The sequence below is a fragment of the Streptomyces cyaneus genome (genome assembly GCF_004028635.1).
Lineage (GTDB): Bacteria > Actinomycetota > Actinomycetes > Streptomycetales > Streptomycetaceae > Streptomyces > Streptomyces cyaneus.
In genome coordinates this window covers 695,819-712,669 of the sequence record NZ_RQJW01000004.1, presented here as the reverse complement: position 1 = coordinate 712,669, position 16,851 = coordinate 695,819, and the positions used below count along the sequence as shown (strand labels likewise).

Genomic DNA, 16,851 nt, shown 5'->3' with positions numbered 1-16,851 from the left:
GACTTCGTAAACCCCCTTTCCTAACCCCTTGTCGAAAGTCCGCGCACGCCATAGCCTTGCGCCGCGCCGGTGCCGACGAGGACCCGGCATGAGCGAAGGGACGGGGGCGCCACCGGTGCTGTGTTTTCCCGGGGGACGCCGTGTCCGATGGCCACTGCGCGGCGGGCCGGACCCCCGGCCGACCCGACCGCAACGGTGCTTGTCTGTGAGGGGAGTTCGATGAAGCGCGGCACATCACGCGACATCCGCACCGCGAACCGCTACGAGGTGCTGCGCCAGATCATCGCCGCGTCGCCCACCTCCCGGCAGGAGCTGGCGGCCGCCACCGGGCTCAGTCTCGCCACGGTCGCCACCCTCGTGGGCGAACTGCTCGACCTCCGCATGATCACGGAGGTCGGGTTCGAGGACTCGGCCGGCGGCCGCCCCCGCGGGCTCGTGGCCGTCAACGCCTCCGGGGGCGCCCTGATCGGCGTCGACATCGCCGAGACGTACGTCCGGGTCGAGCTCTTCGATCTCGCGCTGGACGTCCTGGCCCGCGCCGACGAGGACATGCGCCCCGGCGAGAGCCGCCCCGAGCAGGTCGTCGGCCATGTCGCCGCCGCCGTCGGCTCGGTGGTCGCGCAGGCGGGCGTGGAGGGCGCGCGGGTGCTCGGCGTCGGGGTGAGCGTGCCGGGGCAGGTGGACCGGGACACCGGCGTCTCCGAGTACGCGCCCAACTGGGACTGGCACGACGTGCCCCTGCTCGATCTGCTCGCCGAGCAGATCGCCTACCCCCTCTACATGGACAACCCGTTGCGCGCCTGCGCGGTGGCCGAGCTGTGGTTCGGTGCCGCGCGCGGCAGCGGGGACGCCGTGGTGGTCAACCTCGGGACCGGGGTGGGCGCCGGGCTCGTGCTCGGCGGCGGGCTGCACCGGGGCGTGAGCAACAGCGCCGGCGAGTGGGGCCACACGACGCTCGTGCTGGACGGACGGTTGTGCCACTGCGGCAACCACGGCTGTGTGGAGACCTATGTCGGTGCGCCCGGGATCATGGTGAACCTGCGGGAGCTGGCCGCCGACAGCGCGCTGCTGCACCCCGAGGACCAGACGGCCACGATCGACGCGCTCGCCCGTGGGGTCGCTGCGCACGATCCGGTGGCGCTCAAGGTGGTCCGGGACACCGCCCGCTATCTGGGCGCCGGGATCGCCGACCTGGTGAACCTGTTCAACCCCGAAGTCGTCGTGCTCAGCAGCTGGGTCGCCGCCACCCTGGGCGAGCCGCTGCTGCACGAGGTGCGCGAGGCCGTGGCCCGGCACGCGCTGAGGCGGCCCCTGGCCGCCACCCAGATCGTCCTCTCCCCCATCCCCACCGACCCGGTGTGTCTGGGCGCGGCGACGTTCGCACTCGAGGGTGCGCTGCAGTCGGCCCCGCAGAAGAGGACGCAGCCTGCCGCGAAACGCATCACACCGGTAAGGAGCCGTGCCGTACCACCCTCATGACGGGGCTGATTTCCCTTTCGTGAAAGGGAGTTGCCGGTCGCTGGTGCGGCGTCCCGCAGTCCCCTCACGTCCGGTATTCCGAACGTTGCACAACGCTTCGCACAGACTTCGTCCAACCCCTTGCCGAAGCCTTAGCCGAAGGTTAACGTCCCGCACCGCAACCCCATTTGAGCCAACTGGCGCTGAGCCGCTCCAGCCACAGGCACACAGGCACAGAGCCGCAGCCGTACTCGAGACAAGGACGTCAGCATGTCGGCATTGAGCAACACCAACTGGGACCGCCGAAACGTACTGCGGGCCGCGATGGGCCTGGCCGCCGCCGGCGGACTGGCCGCGTGCGGCAGCAACACCGGGCGCGGCAGCGGAGGCTCGGGCGACGGCCTCGTGCAGTACTTCCACGCGTACGGCGAGGCGGGTGTCGAGCAGGCCGTCAAGAGGTACGCGAAGGCCTACGACAAGGCCGACGTGACCACGCAGTGGATCACCGGCAACAACTTCGAGCAGAAGCTGTTCGCCGCGCTGCTCACCAAGAACGCGCCGGACGTCTTCGAGTTCCACCCGCAGATCCAGCTCATAAAGAGCGGTCAGGTGGCGGACCTGACCGACATCATCGAGCCGGTCAAGGACGACTTCAACGCGGCCGACATCAAGTCGCACACGGTCGACGGCAAGATATACGGCGTCCGGATGATCGACGACCCGCAGTTCTTCTTCTACCGGCCCTCGCTCTTCGAGAAGGCGAAGGTCGAGGTGCCGACCACGCTGGAGGAGCTGATCGAGGCCGCCGCCAAGCTCAAGACCAGCAAGGTCAAGGGCGCCTACCTCGGCAACGACCTCACCCCGGTCCAGCACAACCTGATCTGGTCGGCCGGCGCCGACACGCTCACCGCGGACAACAAGCCCGCCTTCAACACCGACGCTGTCGCCGAAGGCCTGAAGCAGCTGCGTGGCCTGTTCACCAGCGGCGACCTGCTCCTCGACGCGCCCGCCGACTGGTGGGACCCGTCGGCCTTCACCCAGGGCCTGACGGCGATCCAGTGGTGCGGCATGTGGGCCATGCCCGCCATGCAGCAGGCGCTCGGCGACGACATCGGCGTCTTCCCCTTCCCGAAGGTCGGATCCGCCGGCAAGGAGTCGGTCTACAACGGCGGCTGGTCGATGTTCGTCAACGCCAAGGGCAAGAACGTCGAGGCGGCCAAGGAATACGTCAAGTGGCTGTGGATCGACCAGAAGAAGTACCAGGAGGACTTCGCCACCTCCTACGGCTTCCACATCCCGCCGCGCACCTCGCTCGCCGAGTCCGCGACCAAGCTCAAGACCGGTCTGCCGGCTGAGGGCGTGAAGCTGTTCAACGAGTTCGGCCACTTCGACAACATCGGCTGGACGCAGGCCATGATCGCCGCGATCAACGACGTGATGGCGAACTCCGTCCGCAAGGACAGTGACCCCAAGGCCCAGCTCGCCGCCGCCGAGAAGAAGGTCGACGCCGAGCTCAAGAAGCTCTTCGGATAGGCCGCCGGAACGGATCTCGACATGTCGACCACCACCACACCCGGGGTCGCCAAGAACCCCGCCCCGGCCAAGGTCTCCAAGGCCCGGCCGCGGCGGGGCCTCCGGGCGAGCAGCACCTTCAACTTCTGGCTCTTCACCGGGCCGTTCCTGATCGGCCTGGTGATCTTCGTCTTCGTGCCCATCGGCTGGAGCCTGTATCTCAGCTTCTTCGAGGCACGGTTCACGGTCACGCCGAGCGAGTTCGTCGGCTTCGACAACTACCGGCAGATCCTGTCGGACACCGACTTCAGGAACTCTCTGCTCACGTTCACCGTCTTCGCCGTGTTCATCGTGCCGACCACCTGGGCGCTGTCGCTGGGACTGGCGCTCCTGGTGAACCGGCTGCGGTTCATGCGGGCGTTCTTCCGGTCGGTGTTCTTCCTGCCGACCGCGGTCAGCTACGCAGCGGCCGCGCTCATCTGGAAGATGTCCATCTTCAACGGCGTCCGCTTCGGCCTGGCCAACACGGTCGTCGGCTGGTTCGGCGTCGAGAACATCGCCTGGCTGGGCAATCCCGATCCGCCCTGGTACTGGCTGGTCATCGTGACCGTCCGGCTGTGGCTGCAGTCCGGTTTCTACATGATCCTCTTCCTGGCGGCGCTGCAGAACATCCCGCGGGAACTGTACGAGGCCTCCGCGATCGACGGCGCCAAGCCGGGCTGGCAGACCTTCTGGTACATCACGCTGCCCCAGCTGCGCGCGACCTCGACCGCGGTGATCCTGCTTCTGCTCATCGCCGCCTACCAGGCCTTCGACGAGTTCTTCATCCTGCTCAACAAGGCCACTTGGGGCCAGCCACCCCTGGTCGAGCTGTACAAGATGGCGCTGGGCGAGAACCAGAACTACGGCGCGGGCAGCGCGGGTGCGCTGATCCTGACCGCGCTCATCTGCCTCGTGACCCTGCTCCAGGGCAAGATCATGGGCTTCGGAAGGGGTGAGGAGTCCCAGTGACCACCACAGCACCCGATGTCAGGGAGCCGGTGAAGGCCAAGCGCCGGGGCGGCGTCATGAGCAACACCGGTCTGTACATCGCGACCGGCGTGGCCGCCGTCCTCTTCCTCGTCCCGTTCTATCTGATCGTCCGCAACGCCTTCATGACGGACCCGGAGATCACGGGCGAGGAGTGGAAGTGGTTCCCCACCGACATCCAGTGGGGCAACATCACCGAGCCGTTCGACGACGTCACGGTCGACTTCGCCCGGTCGATGTGGAACTCCCTGGTCGTCGCCGTCCTGCACACCACGGGCATCCTGCTGATCTGCTCGCTGGCCGGGTACGGCCTCGCCCGCATCCCGTACCGGCACGCCAACAAGATCTTCTACGCCGTACTGGCCACCCTGATGGTCCCGACGGCCGTGACCTTCGTGCCGAGCTTCGTGCTCGTCTCGTCGCTCGGCTGGGTGGACACCTACCGCGGACTCATCATTCCGGGCCTGTTCAGTGGTTTCACCTGCTTCCTGTTCCGGCAGTACTTCCTGGGGTTCCCCAAGGAACTGGAGGAGGCGGCGCGTGTGGACGGACTCAGCTACTGGGGCGCGTACTGGCGTGTCGTCGTGCCCAACTCGCTGAACTTCTTCGCGGCGATCGCGACGATCACCTTCATCGCGGGCTGGAACGCCTTCCTGTGGCCCCTGGTCATCGGCCAGGACCCCAGCGCGTGGACGGTCCAGGTGGCCCTCTCGTCGTACGCGACCAACCAGACCGTCAACTACCACCTGATCTTCATGGCCACGGCCATTTCCATCCTGCCCCTGGTGTTCGTGTTCCTCTTCCTCCAGCGCTGGCTGGTCCAGGGGATCGCGCAGACCGGCATCAAGGGCTGACGCCTTCTTCTCAAGACCTGGAGACCGATGTCTTTCCGCACCACCCCACCCGTCGACTACGTCGAGGACGTCTCCCCGGGCCGCGGGGCCCTCGCGCCCCGCGCCTGGTACGCGTCCTCGGACGCGAAGTCCCTGTCCCTGAACGGCAGCTGGCGCCTGCGCGTGTCGCCGACCGCCGACGCCGAGGACGACTCGTTCGCCGAGGAGGGTTACGACGCCGGGGACTGGGCCGAGGTCACGGTCCCCGGGCACTGGGTCCTGCAGGGCGACGGCGCGTTCGGGTCGCCCATCTATACCAACCACCTGTACCCCTTCCCGGTGGACCCGCCGCACGTCCCGACGGAGAACCCGACCGGCGACCACCTGCGGGTCTTCGACCTGCCGGCGGACTGGCCGGCCGACGGCGACGCCGTCCTGCGCTTCGACGGCGTCGAATCCTGCGCCCGGGTCTGGCTGAACGGCACGGACATCGGCGAGTTCAAGGGCTCCCGGCTGCCGCACGAGTTCGCGGTCGGGCAGCTGCTGAAGCCGACCGGGAACGTGCTCGCGGTCCGTGTGCACCAATGGTCGGCGGGCTCGTACCTGGAGGACCAGGACCAGTGGTGGCTGCCCGGCATCTTCCGTGACGTCACCCTGCTGCACCGCCCGGCGGGCAGCGTGGGCGACTTCTTCGTGCACGCCTCCTACGACCACACCACCGGCGAGGGCACCCTGCGCGTCGACTCCGACGTCGACGGGCGGGTGTCCGTGCCCGCCCTGGACATCGATGTCGCGACCGGCGAGCCGGTGACGGTGGCGGTCGAGCCGTGGTCGGCGGAGACGCCGAAGCTGTACGACGGCGAGCTGGTCACGGCGGGCGAGCGCGTGCCGCTGCGCATCGGCTTCCGTACCGTCGTCCTCGAAGACGGTCTGATCAAGGTCAACGGCAAGGCGATCCTCTTCAAGGGCGTCAACCGCCACGAGTGGCACCCCGAGAAGGGCCGAGCCCTCGACCTTGCGACCATGCGCGAGGACGTGCTGCTGATGAAGCGGCACAACCTCAACGCGGTCCGCACCTCGCACTACCCCCCGCACCCGGCCTTCCTGGACCTGTGCGACGAGTACGGCCTGTGGGTCATCGACGAGTGCGACCTGGAGACCCACGGCTTCACCGAGCAGGCCTGGCGCGACAACCCCGTCGACGACGACCGCTGGACCCCGGCCCTCCTGGACCGCGCCGCCCGCATGGTCGAGCGCGACAAGAACCACCCCTCGATCGTCTTCTGGTCCCTCGGCAACGAGGCAGGCACCGGCCGCGGCCTCACCGCGATGGCCGAGTGGATCCACGGCCGGGACTCCTCGCGCCTGGTGCACTACGAGGGCGACTGGAACTGCCGGGACACCGACGTGTACTCGCGGATGTACGCCTTCCACGACGAGGTCGAGAAGATCGGGCAGCAGCTCGACGGCGGCACCCACAAGCGGCGTGAACTCCCCTTCATCCAGTGCGAGTACGGGCACGCCATGGGCAACGGCCCGGGCGGACTGGCCGACTATCAGGAGCTGTTCGAGAAGTACGACCGGCTCCAGGGCGGCTTCATCTGGGAGTGGATCGACCACGGCATCAAGCACCCCGAGCTGGGCTACGCCTACGGCGGCGACTTCGGCGAGGAGCTGCACGACGGCAACTTCGTCTGCGACGGCCTGATCTTCCCGGACCGCACGCCCTCCCCCGGGCTCGTCGAGTACAAGAAGGTCATCGAGCCGGTCCGCATCGAGGGCGACGGCGCCGACGGCACCGTACGGGTGACGAACAAGTACGACTTCGCCGATCTGTCGGGGCTCGCCTTCGAGTGGTCGTACCAGGTGGACGGCGAGACGGTCGAGGCGGGCGCCCTGCCGGTACCGGCCCTCGCCCCTGGGGAGTCGGCGGACGTGAAGCTGCCGGAGCCGCCCTCGCACGGGACCGCCGGCGAGACCCGGTGGACCGTACGGGCGCTGCTGGCGGCCGACACCGCATGGGCGCCGAAGGACCATGTGGTCGCATGGGGCCAGTTCCCGGTGTCCGCACGGCAGTTGCCGTCGATCGCGGCCAGCGACCGGCCCACCGGGAGCGAGCGGCTGATCACCCTCGGCCCGGCCTCCTTCGACGCCCGCACCGGCGCGCTGAAGACCATCGGCGGCGTCGAGGTGACCGCTCCGCGGCTGGACGTGTGGCGGGCGCCCACCGACAACGACGACGGCGCCGAATGGCAGACCGACACCCGCTACGGGATGCTGTGGCGCAAGTACGGCCTGCACCGCATGCGGCACCGGCTGGACGCCGTGGAGCTGGGCGACGACGCGCTGACGGTACGGACCCGGGTGGCGCCCGCCGCCTGGGAGGTGGGCCTTGCCACGGAGTACCGGTGGACCTCCGACGGCACCCGGCTGAAGCTGACCGTGTCCGTGACGCCCGAGGGCGACTGGAAGGTGCCGCTGCCGCGGCTCGGCGTCCGGTTCGGGCTCGCGCAGGCGGACGCCGTGCGGTGGTTCGGCGGCGGTCCCGGTGAGGCGTACCCGGACACCAGGACGGCGTCGATGGTCGGCCGCTGGCACTCCACCGTCGACGAGCTGCAGACGCCGTACGTCCGACCGCAGGAGAACGGCGCCCGTGCCGACGTCCGCTGGGTGGAGCTCGGCGGGCTGCGGATCGAGGGCGACCCGGAGTTCTGGTTCACCGCCCGCCGCTGGACCAGCGAGCAGCTGGAGGCCGCCCGGCACCTGACCGACCTCACGGCGGGTGAGACTGTCTGGGTCAATCTCGACCACGGCCAGCACGGCATCGGCTCCCAGTCCTGCGGCCCGGGCCCGCTGCCGCAGTACTTCCTGAAGGCCGAGCCGACGGAGTTCTCGTTCGTGTTCTCGACCACCGCGTCCGCGAAGTGAGAAACCGTGGTGAGAAAACCGTAAATCGATTGACCGATTGATCGACTTTCCGACAGCGTTCGGAACGTCGCCTGCGGCCGGTCGGCAGACATGCCGACTGGCCGCACTGTGCGTTCAAAACAAGGGAGTTGATGCACTTGAATGGCAATATCGAGGTTCGCGGTCTGTCCCGAACCTTCCACACCACCGTCCGCCGCCCCGGTTTCGCGGGCGCACTCCGCTCACTGGTCAACCCGCAGAAGGTCGCCAAGCACGCCGTCTGCGACGTGAGCTTCTCCGTCGCCGCCGGCGAACTCCTCGCCCTGCTCGGCCCGAACGGCGCCGGCAAGTCCACCACCATCAAGATGCTCACCGGGATCCTCACGCCCACCGCGGGCGAGGCCCGGGTCGCGGGCGTGGTGCCGTACGAGGAGCGTGAGCGCAACGCCCGTAACATCGGCACGGTGTTCGGGCAGCGCACCCAGCTGTGGTGGGACCTCCCGGTGCGCGAGTCGTTCGCGATCCTGCGGGACATCTACGAGGTGCCGAAGGCCGAACACGCGGCGCGGCTGAAGGAGTTCGACGAGCTCCTCGACCTCTCCTCCTTCTGGGACACCCGGGTCCGCCATCTCTCCCTCGGCCAGCGCGTCCGCTCCGATCTGGCCGCCGCCCTGCTGCACGACCCGCCGGTGGTCTTCCTCGACGAGCCGACCATCGGCATGGACGTGGTGGTGAAGGAGCAGGTGCGGGAGTTCCTGCGGCACCAGGTGGAGGAGCGCGGCCGTACGGTCCTGCTCACCACCCATGACATGACGGAGGTCGAGCGGCTCGCCGAGCGGGTCGTCCTGATCAACCACGGGCGGCTCGTCCTGGACGGCACCCTCGACGAGATCCGCCGCAAGTTCGGCTCGACCTGGCAGGTGCGGGTGACACTCGCCGACCCGCACACCGAGGTCGGCTCCCTGCCGGGCATCGCGCTGCTGCGGCACGAGGGCCCACAGGCGGTCTTCGGCCCGGACGGCCCCGACGCACCGACCGTGCACCAGGCCCTGAAGCAGGTCATCGAGCGGTACGAGGTGACGGACCTCGCCCTCGACGAGGCGGACCTCGAGGACGTGATGCGGGCCGCGTACGTGCACGCCGAGTCCATCGCAGAAGGAGCCTGAGATGGCAGCCGTACTGCACGGCTGGCGCGCCGCCCGCGTCACCCCGCTCGGCGAGCTGCACACGCCGCCCCGGATGACCGCCGTCCTGCTCCGGCTGACCGTACAGGTGGTCCTGGTGGCGTCGCTGTGGCGCGGCCTGTACGCGAACACCGGCACCACCGCCGGACTGGGCCGCGACCAGGCGGTCACGTACGCCGTCCTGGCCGTACTCGCCTCCCGACTACGGGAGTTGGACCAGTCCGCGGGCCGGGACATGGTGCTGCAGCACATGCACTTCGGCACGATCGTCTACTGGTACCTGCGCCCGCTGCCACCCCAGCGCTACTACGCCCTGCGCGCCCTCGGCGAGCAGCTGTACGGGCTGGTGTGGGCCCTCGGCGGATACGTGGTCTGCCTCGCCGCGGGCGTCGTGGAGCCCCCCGAGTCGGCGGCCGTGGCAGGGGTGTTCGTGGTGAGCATGCTGCTCGGCCAGTGGGTCCTGTACTACGTGATGCTCGTCCTCGACCAGCTGTGCTTCTTCACCATCCGCAACAACTCCGCGATGCTGATCCTGATCTTCGCGCAGAACCTGCTGTCCGGGGTCTACGCCCCGCTGTGGTTCTTCCCGGACTGGTTCATCACCCTGAGCGGCTTCCTGCCGTTCCAGGCGACGCTGAGCGTGCCGCTGTCGATCTACGTCGGCCGGATCGAACTGTCGGACGCGGGGGTGCAGTTGGCCGTTCAGGCCGCCTGGGTCGTCGTGCTGGCGCTGTTCACCCGGTGGGTGTGGCGGCGGGCCGCGCGGCGCGTGATCTCGCAGGGAGGCTGATGTGTCGCAGAAGACCATGAAATCCCTGCGCATCGTGTGGCGCATCACCCTGCTCAACATCCGTGCCTCGATGGAGTACCGCACCGAGTTTCTGCTGATGATCGCGATCGGCGCGATCTGGCAGGTGTCGGTGATCGTGTTCGCCACGGTGCTGCTGGCGCGGTTCACCGGGATGGGCGGCTGGGACAGCTCGGACGTGCTGCTGATCCCGGCGATCCGGATGCTCGCGCACGGGTTGTTCGTGCTCCTGCTGGGGCGTATGCACTTCATCGGCCGGCAGATCCAGGAGGGGAAGATCGATGTCTATCTCCTGCGCCCGATGCCGGTGCACCGCCAGGTCCAGCTCGCCTTCTTCCCGACCAACGCGATCGGTGACCTGCTGGTCGCGGCAGGCCTGATGGTGGGCGCGCTCAGCCGCAGCGACCTGGACTGGACGACGGGCCGGGTCTCGTATCTGGTCGCCGCGATCATCGGCGGCATGCTGCTGGAGGCGGCCCTGTTCACGGTGGTGGCCAGTGCCTGCCTGCGCTTCCCGGCCGCCGACTACTGGAGCCGCTGGCTGGAGGAACTGCTCGGCACGTTCGGCAGCTATCCGCTGAACGTGCTCCCCCGAGCGGTGGGCGGCTTCCTGACGTACGCCCTTCCGCTCGCGTTCGTCGCCTACCTCCCCACGGCCGTCCTGACCGGCCACGACCAGGACATCGGGGTGCCGTACTGGCTGGCGGCGGCGTCTCCGCTGCTCGGGATCGCCGGGTATCTGGCGGCGCGACTGGTGTGGCGGTGGAGCCTGAAGCACTACACCGGCGTGAACGGATGACGGCCGAGCGCCACCCGGCGTGCTGTGCCGGGTGGCGCTCGGGTGTCGCGTGGGGAGGTCGGACCGTCGGGGCTACGGACAGCTGATCCGTGTGTCCCCGGTGTCCGTCGTGCAGGTGTCTGTGCCCGGGCCGCCGTTGGCGGTGTCGTTGCCGGAGACGTTGTCGACGGTGTTGAGGCTGTCGTTGCCGTAGTTGCCGATCAGGTTGTCGTTGCCGGGGCCGCCGTTGAGGGTGTCGTTGTTCAGGCCGCCATCGGCGCGGTCGTTGCCGAAGTTGCCGTACACCGTGTCGTTGCCGGCACCGGCGTTGATCGTGTCGTCGCCGCCGAGGCCGCAGATGATGTCGGTGCCGCTGGTGCCGGTCATGGTGTCGTTGCCGCTGGTGCCGATGCGGGTGCACAGGCGGGAGTTGTTGACCGTGGTGGTGACCGTGGCGGTGTTGTTGCCGGTGGCCGGGTCGGTCGGGGTGGCGCTCACGGTGGCCCGCTCGGTGAGGGTGCCGGTTGCCCTGGGTTCGACGACGACCCTGACGATCGTGCTCGCGCCGGTGGCGAGGGTGCCGAGGGCGCAGGTCGCTCCGGTGGCGGAGGTGGTACAGGTGCCCTGATCCGGGGTGGCCGAGACGACGGTGGCGGCGGGGCCGGTGACCGTGTCGGTGAGGCTGACGCCGGTGGCCGCGGTCGTGGCGCTGTTGTTGGTGACCGTCAGGGTGTAGGTGGCTCGGTCGCCGATGCTGACGGTGCCGGGGCCGGACTTGGCGACCGACAGGTCGACCTCGACGGGCGGCGGCGGGGGCGGCGGCGGGGTGCCGACGCCGCCGAGGTAGCGGGCCAGGGCGCGCAGGCCGTCGCTGTTGCTGCCGAAGGCGACGATCTTGCCGTCGGACTGGAGGGCGAGGCTGTTCACACGATCGCCGGTGCCGAAGTCGGTGGTGGTGCGGCCGCCCGTGCCGAACCCGGTGTCGAGGCTGCCGTCGGCGTTGAAGCGGGCGAGCGCGAAGTCGCCGACCGCCCCGCCACCGCCGGCGACGATCCGGTCGTCGGGCTGGAGCGCCAGGTCGTACACGCCGACTGTGCTGCCGAAGTCCGCGGTCGCGACACCGCCGGTGCCGAAGCCGCTGTCGCGGCTGCCGTCGACGTTGTAGCGCACGAGCGTGAAGCGGCCGCCGCTGGATCCGGAGGCGACGATCTTGCCGGTCGACTGCACGACCACGGTCTCGCCCCAGTTGTATCCGCCCAGGTCCGTGGTGACCCGGCCGTCGCCGCTGAAGGTGGTGTCCAGGCTTCCGTCGGAGTTGTAGCGGGCCAGAGCGAAGTCGAAGTTGGTCTCGCCCGAGTAGCCGACCAGGACGATCTTCCCGTCGGGCTGGAGTGCCATGTCCTGCGCGACGGCGCCGCCCACGTCGGGGAACGAGGTGATGGTCACGCCGTCACCGCCCCCGAAGGCGCCGTCCGGGCTCCCGTCGGGCAGGTACCGCACGACCGCGAACGAGCCGCCGGCCCGGGCTCCGGCGACGATCTTCCCGTCGGGCTGCACCGCGACGCCGGCCGCGTCCTCGGCCCCGCCGGCCAGGCCGGGGCTGACCCAGCCGTCGCCGCCGCCGAAGGCGGTGTCGACGCTGCCGTCGGCGTTGTAGCGGGCCACCGTGAACCAGCAGCAGCCCGCGAACTCGTCGTCGGTCTCCTGGTGGCGGCCGACCACGACGATCTTCCCGTCGGGCTGGACCGCGACCCCCTGGGCCACGTCCTCGCCGTTCTCGAAGTCGGTCAGCACCTCGCCGTCGCCGCCGCCGAAGGAGGTGTCGACGCTCCCGTCGGAGTTGTGCCGCGTGAGGGCGAACTCGGAGTCGAGGTACTCCGGGTCCTGCTCCCACCCGACCGAGATGATCCTGCCGTCGGGCTGGATGGCCACCTCCTGGCCCTCGGCGAAGGTGTCGGTGGTGATGCTGACCTTTCCGTCGTTGCCGAACGTGGGGTCCAGGTCACCGGGTGCGGCGAACGCGCCGTGCGGCACGGCGACGACGAACGCCAGCGCCGCGACCAGGGCGGTCACGGCGCGCAGAGATCCCCGCAGGGAGGGAAGGATGGGCATGCTGCCAGACTCCTGATGCGCCCGCGCCACGGCGCGACGGCTGGCCGGCGAATCGGCTTACTGGGTCGCAGAGTTCCACCCTGCGGGGTGACCGGTCCGACGATAGTGACGGCCGGGTGCCGGGCCGTCCGGGACGCCGGTCAGGGGCGTCGGCCCGACCGCCGTATCGGCGTGCAGAGCGCGGCCACGGCGATCAGTACGCAGCACCCGCCCGCCACCAGGCCGACCGGGGCCGTGCCGTGGTGTTCCGCGGCCCAGGTGAGGACGGCCGCGCCGACCGGGGCCGCCGCGTACTGCAAGGTCCAGAAGGCGGAGGTGACCCGGCCCAGCAGCGGCTCCGGGGTCACCTCCTGACGCAGCGACATGGAGCAGGTGCCCGCCATGCCGGCGCAGGCCAGGAAGGCCGCGCTCAGGGCCGCGACGGCGGGGACGTCCCGGGCCCAGCCGAGCCCGGCGAAGGACAGCCCGCACACCGCGACCGCGCCGGTCCAGGTCGCTCCGAAGCCGAGCCGGCGGCGAACGCGGGCCACCAGCAGGGCGCCGGTGATGGTGCCGAGCGCGCCGACGGCCATGACGGTGCCCACCGTGCCGTCGTCGTGGCCGAGGTCGTGCTTGAGGTGGTAGATGACCAGGTCGTTCAGGCCGAGGGTGAGGAAGCTGAAGACGAACAGCAGGGCCGTCAGCGCGCGTAGCACCGGGTGCCCGTGGAGGAAGGCGATCCCGGTGCGCAGGTCCCGCCACAGTCCCGTCCGCTCAGCGGGCTTCGCCGGCCGTCCCCGGAGCCGTACGAAGGCCAGACAAGCGGCGGAGACCCCGAAGCTTCCCGCGTCCACGCCGACTGCCGTGGCGGGGCCGGACCAGGCGGCGACCAGGCCGGCGCACAGCGGCCCGAGCACGCCGGCCGCGGCGGCGGTGGCGTTCAGCCGGCCGTTGGCCTCGGTGAGCTGCTCGGTGCCGACCAGGCCGCGGACGACGGTGACATAGCCGACGGCGAAGAGCATGCCGACGGCCTCGCACAGCGGCAGGACGAGGTAGAGCAACCAGATCTGCGGCCCGAACAGCCATACCGACGGCACCAGTGCGTACAGCGCCATGCGCACCAGGTCGCAGCCGATGAGCAGCCTGCGCCGGTCGACGCGGTCCACGACGGCCCCGGCGAACACCGCCGCGACCACCGCAGCCGCCCCGCCGACCGCCGTCAGCAGGCCCATACGGGCGAGCGAGCCGGTCGCCTGGAGCACCAGAAGGGGCAGGGCGATCAGAGCGAAGGAGTCACCGAGGACGGAGAGGGTCTGCGCGGCCCAGAAGATCCCGAAGTCCCGCTGCCGCCACAGCGGGCGGGCGGGTCCGCTCGGCGAACCCGACGGCGTCCCACTGCCGGGTCCGCTCCCACACCGTGTCTCCTCGTACGTCATCCGCACCCCGTCGACCCGAAACCACGGCAACTTTAAGGGCGTTGGCGGCAACCCATGAACAGCGCCCCCGCGCCCCGCACCCCCGCCCCCACCTAGACAGCCGGCGAAAACTGCCTGGGCGTCCCACGCTGCGCCGGCGTCACCGTCTGGGGCCTGACCGACAAGCACTCGTGGGTGCCGGGGACATTCGGCGGGTACGGGGCAGCACTGCCGTACAACGAGAGCTACGGGGCGAAGCCTGCCTACACGGGGCTGTCGAACGGGCTCAATCCGGCGGCCTGAACAGGGGGGTACGGCCGCGTGCCCCGGATGTGGCGCATCGTCACGTCCCTCACTGTTTCCCCAACCGCCCTTGTGCGTCACCCTGGTTGCCATCGAACCTGAACAGCGCTCATCTTCTTCGTCACCCATCGGAGACGCCCCCACCATGAGAAGACTGATCGGCACGCTCGCGGCCGCGGCCCTGGCCCTCACCGGCCTCGCCACCACCGGCTCGACCTCCGCGGTGGCCGCCACCACCGGCACCTTCAACGCCCTGACGTACAACGTCGCGGGCCTTCCGGAAGGCCTGAGCTCCGGCAACCCGGAGAAGAACACCCCGTTGATCTCGCCGCGGCTGGCGGCGTACGACATCGTGAACGTCCAGGAGGACTTCAACTACCACGCGGCCCTGTACGCGGGCGACAACCACCCCCACCGCACCGCCACCAGCGGCGGCGTGCCCTTCGGCGACGGCCTCAACACCCTCTCGGACTACGCCTTCGAGGACTTCGAGCGGGTGAAGTGGAAGGACTGCACGGGCACCAACTGCCTGACCCCCAAGGGCTTCTCGCTCGCCCGGGTCCGCCTCGCCGAGGGAGTCTTCGTGGACCTCTACAACGTCCACACCAACGCCGACGCCACGGAGGACGCGCTGGCCGCCCGCCGCTCCAACGTCGAGCAGCTGTCGGACTTCATCCAGGCGAACTCGTCCGGCAACGCGGTCATCGTCATGGGTGACACCAACACCCGGTACACCCGCAGCGGCGACAACATCCGCACCCTCGCCGACGAGAACGGCCTGACGGACGCGTGGGTGCAGCTGGTCAAGGGCGGCGTCCGGCCGACGCAGGGCGCGGACGCGCTGCTGTGCCCGACGACGGCTCCGCCGAACGGCTGCGAGGTCGTCGACAAGGTCCTCTACCGCGGCAGCAAACTCCTGACGCTCGACGCCACCCGCTACAACAACGAGTGGGCGTCGTTCCTGGACTCCGCGGGCGGCAACCTCTCCGACCACTTCCCGCACACGGTCGACTTCTCCTACACCCTCAACTCCTCTTTGAGAGCCGGCGACTTCATCGGCGGTCCGCACGGCACGGCCTTCAACGACGCCGACGACCTGCCGGCCACGCCCGCGCCCCGCACTCTTACCCTGCGCGGCGGATCCCGCCTGGACGCGGTGTCCCTGACGCACGACGGCGGCACCGCCCTCACCCACGGCGGCACGGGAGGCACGGCGACGTCCCTGACCCTGGCTTCCGGCGAGCACCTCACCGCCGTAAAGCTGACGCAGGGCCAGAAGGACGGCCGTACCCGGATCTTCTCGGCGGCCTTCACGACGGACAAGGGCCGCGGCCTCTCCGCCGGTACGGCGACTTCGGACACCAAGACCTTCACGGCACCGTCCGGTTGGCAGATCGTCGGGTTCACGGGGCGGGCCGGCGACGAGATCGACAAGCTGGGGGTGCTGTACGCGCCGATACGGTGATCACCGGCACCACCCCTGTTCGTCCCTCGCCGGAGAGAACCTGGCCGAGCTGCAAGCAGCCTCTCAGCGGCTGCTCGCCGCCGCGGTGAGGCGTCGCAGTGCGGCCTGGCCGGGAGGGCCCCAGGTGGGCTTGCCTCCGGGTCGGCCTCGAACACCCGCCTCTCCGATGAGGATGCCGCCGAGGGCGCGCATCACCGCCCAGCCTCGGGCGCGGCGCAGGGTCGCGGCGTCCGGGGTCGGCTGGTAGGCGGCGTGGAAGCGGTCGGCGGCGCCGTCCGGCAGCAAGACCCAAGGGGCGGCGAGATCGCAGGCCGGATCGCCCGCACAGAGCTCGCCGAAGTCGATCACGCCGCAGAAGGTGCCGTCCGCGGTGAGGATGTTGGCCGGGTGCAGGTCGCCGTGGAGCCACAGAGCGGGGCCCGTCCACTCGGGCGCGGCGGCGGCGTCCTCCCAGACCGCGCGGACGGCGTCCGGGTCGGGGATCAGCCCCATCTCGGTGGCCGAGGCCAAGCCTTTGGCGACCCCCTCGGCGTGGTCGGCCAGCGGCCCCCCGCGGCCGCGGCCGGCCGGAGCCCCGTCGGGGGCGGGGCGGTGAAGAGCAGTCAGGAAGGCGGCCAGGGTGTCGGCCGCCTCCGCGGCGCGCGTGGCGGGCGCCCGGTCGGCAGGCTCGCCCGGCACCCAGGTGGTGACGATCCAGGGCCGCGGAAACCGGTCGGAGGGCTCGCCGAGGCGCTGCGGGACCGGGACCGGAAGCGGCAGGTGCGGGGCGAGGGCGGGGAGCCAGGCGTGCTCCTTCAGCAGGAGCACGTCCGCGGTCTGCGTCGCCCAGGGCAACCGGACGGCGAGGTCGTCGCCGAGCCGCCACAGCTGGTTGTCCCAGCCCCGCGCGCCGAGCTTCACGGGGCGGTCGGCGAGGTCGGGGTGTTGGTCGTGCAGGAGGTCCCGGACCAGCTCCGCGGTGATTTCGATCTCTGTGGTGGTCATGCGGAGCAACGGTAGTCAGGGAGCCGCCGATCGCCCCTGCACGGCCGCCGATCGACGGCATCGCCCGCCACACCGCTCACCTGT

The 16,851-nt window shown here is 70.1% G+C and carries 13 protein-coding genes; 10 read left to right on the top strand and 3 right to left on the bottom strand.

The window, feature by feature from the left end; genetic code table 11:
• Positions 1-219 precede the first annotated feature (219 nt).
• From EHO50_RS18460 to EHO50_RS18425, 8 genes are all read left to right on the top strand, one after another.
• On the top strand, positions 220-1,479 hold the full coding sequence (locus tag EHO50_RS18460; protein WP_128431229.1) for an ROK family transcriptional regulator: 1,260 nt from the start codon (positions 220-222) through the stop codon (positions 1,477-1,479).
• Positions 1,480-1,728: 249 nt separating this feature from the next.
• Complete coding sequence (locus EHO50_RS18455) at positions 1,729-2,991, top strand: ABC transporter substrate-binding protein (RefSeq protein WP_128431228.1); 1,263 nt, start codon at positions 1,729-1,731, stop codon at positions 2,989-2,991.
• Positions 2,992-3,012: 21 nt separating this feature from the next.
• Positions 3,013-3,981 (top strand): carbohydrate ABC transporter permease, encoded by a 969-nt coding sequence (locus EHO50_RS18450; RefSeq protein ID WP_128431227.1) that lies wholly within the window; start codon positions 3,013-3,015, stop codon positions 3,979-3,981.
• Positions 3,978-4,853 (top strand): carbohydrate ABC transporter permease, encoded by an 876-nt coding sequence (locus EHO50_RS18445; RefSeq protein ID WP_128431226.1) that lies wholly within the window; start codon positions 3,978-3,980, stop codon positions 4,851-4,853. The genes EHO50_RS18450 and EHO50_RS18445 overlap by 4 nt, the downstream gene beginning before the upstream one ends.
• A 27-nt stretch (positions 4,854-4,880) precedes the next feature.
• Complete coding sequence (locus EHO50_RS18440; protein ID WP_128431225.1) at positions 4,881-7,760, top strand: glycoside hydrolase family 2 TIM barrel-domain containing protein; 2,880 nt, start codon at positions 4,881-4,883, stop codon at positions 7,758-7,760.
• A gap of 137 nt (positions 7,761-7,897) precedes the next feature.
• Positions 7,898-8,905: an ABC transporter ATP-binding protein gene (locus EHO50_RS18435; RefSeq protein WP_128431224.1), complete on the top strand. Its 1,008-nt coding sequence runs from the start codon at positions 7,898-7,900 to the stop codon at positions 8,903-8,905.
• Position 8,906: 1 nt separating this feature from the next.
• Entirely contained in the window at positions 8,907-9,713 is an 807-nt protein-coding gene (locus EHO50_RS18430) for an ABC-2 family transporter protein (protein WP_128431223.1), read from the top strand.
• Between the two features lie 16 nt (positions 9,714-9,729).
• A complete protein-coding gene (locus tag EHO50_RS18425) occupies positions 9,730-10,530 on the top strand; it encodes an ABC transporter permease (RefSeq protein WP_128431301.1) in 801 nt (266 codons plus the stop codon).
• A gap of 72 nt (positions 10,531-10,602) precedes the next feature.
• Here EHO50_RS18425 and EHO50_RS18420 read toward each other — a convergent pair whose 3' ends face one another.
• Together EHO50_RS18420 and EHO50_RS18415 are read right to left on the bottom strand one after the other, a co-directional pair.
• On the bottom strand, positions 10,603-12,621 hold the full coding sequence (locus tag EHO50_RS18420; protein ID WP_128431222.1) for a DUF11 domain-containing protein: 2,019 nt from the start codon (positions 12,619-12,621) through the stop codon (positions 10,603-10,605).
• Between the two features lie 140 nt (positions 12,622-12,761).
• Positions 12,762-14,036: an MFS transporter gene (locus tag EHO50_RS18415; protein WP_128431221.1), complete on the bottom strand. Its 1,275-nt coding sequence runs from the start codon at positions 14,034-14,036 to the stop codon at positions 12,762-12,764.
• Positions 14,037-14,150: 114 nt separating this feature from the next.
• Here EHO50_RS18415 and EHO50_RS18410 point away from each other — a divergent pair, with 114 nt between their 5' ends.
• On the top strand, positions 14,151-14,318 hold the full coding sequence (locus EHO50_RS18410; protein ID WP_342786951.1) for an endo-1,4-beta-xylanase: 168 nt from the start codon (positions 14,151-14,153) through the stop codon (positions 14,316-14,318).
• Between the two features lie 145 nt (positions 14,319-14,463).
• A complete protein-coding gene (locus tag EHO50_RS18405; protein ID WP_128431220.1) occupies positions 14,464-15,783 on the top strand; it encodes a jacalin-like lectin in 1,320 nt (439 codons plus the stop codon).
• Positions 15,784-15,846: 63 nt separating this feature from the next.
• Here EHO50_RS18405 and EHO50_RS18400 read toward each other — a convergent pair whose 3' ends face one another.
• Positions 15,847-16,767 carry an aminoglycoside phosphotransferase family protein gene (locus EHO50_RS18400; RefSeq protein ID WP_128431219.1) on the bottom strand — a complete coding sequence of 307 codons (921 nt, stop codon included), beginning with the start codon at positions 16,765-16,767 and terminating at the stop codon, positions 15,847-15,849.
• Positions 16,768-16,851: the final 84 nt, after the last annotated feature.

Coding starts and splice junctions, on each gene's coding strand:
- EHO50_RS18450 (WP_128431227.1), top strand. CDS start 3,013: ATGTCGACCACCACCACACCCGGGGTCGCCAAGAACCCCGCCCCGGCC.
- EHO50_RS18405 (WP_128431220.1), top strand. CDS start 14,464: ATGAGAAGACTGATCGGCACGCTCGCGGCCGCGGCCCTGGCCCTCACC.
- EHO50_RS18430 (WP_128431223.1), top strand. CDS start 8,907: ATGGCAGCCGTACTGCACGGCTGGCGCGCCGCCCGCGTCACCCCGCTC.
- EHO50_RS18460 (WP_128431229.1), top strand. CDS start 220: ATGAAGCGCGGCACATCACGCGACATCCGCACCGCGAACCGCTACGAG.
- EHO50_RS18420 (WP_128431222.1), bottom strand. CDS start 12,621: ATGCCCATCCTTCCCTCCCTGCGGGGATCTCTGCGCGCCGTGACCGCC.
- EHO50_RS18455 (WP_128431228.1), top strand. CDS start 1,729: ATGTCGGCATTGAGCAACACCAACTGGGACCGCCGAAACGTACTGCGG.
- EHO50_RS18415 (WP_128431221.1), bottom strand. CDS start 14,036: ATGACGTACGAGGAGACACGGTGTGGGAGCGGACCCGGCAGTGGGACG.
- EHO50_RS18425 (WP_128431301.1), top strand. CDS start 9,730: ATGAAATCCCTGCGCATCGTGTGGCGCATCACCCTGCTCAACATCCGT.
- EHO50_RS18400 (WP_128431219.1), bottom strand. CDS start 16,767: ATGACCACCACAGAGATCGAAATCACCGCGGAGCTGGTCCGGGACCTC.
- EHO50_RS18440 (WP_128431225.1), top strand. CDS start 4,881: ATGTCTTTCCGCACCACCCCACCCGTCGACTACGTCGAGGACGTCTCC.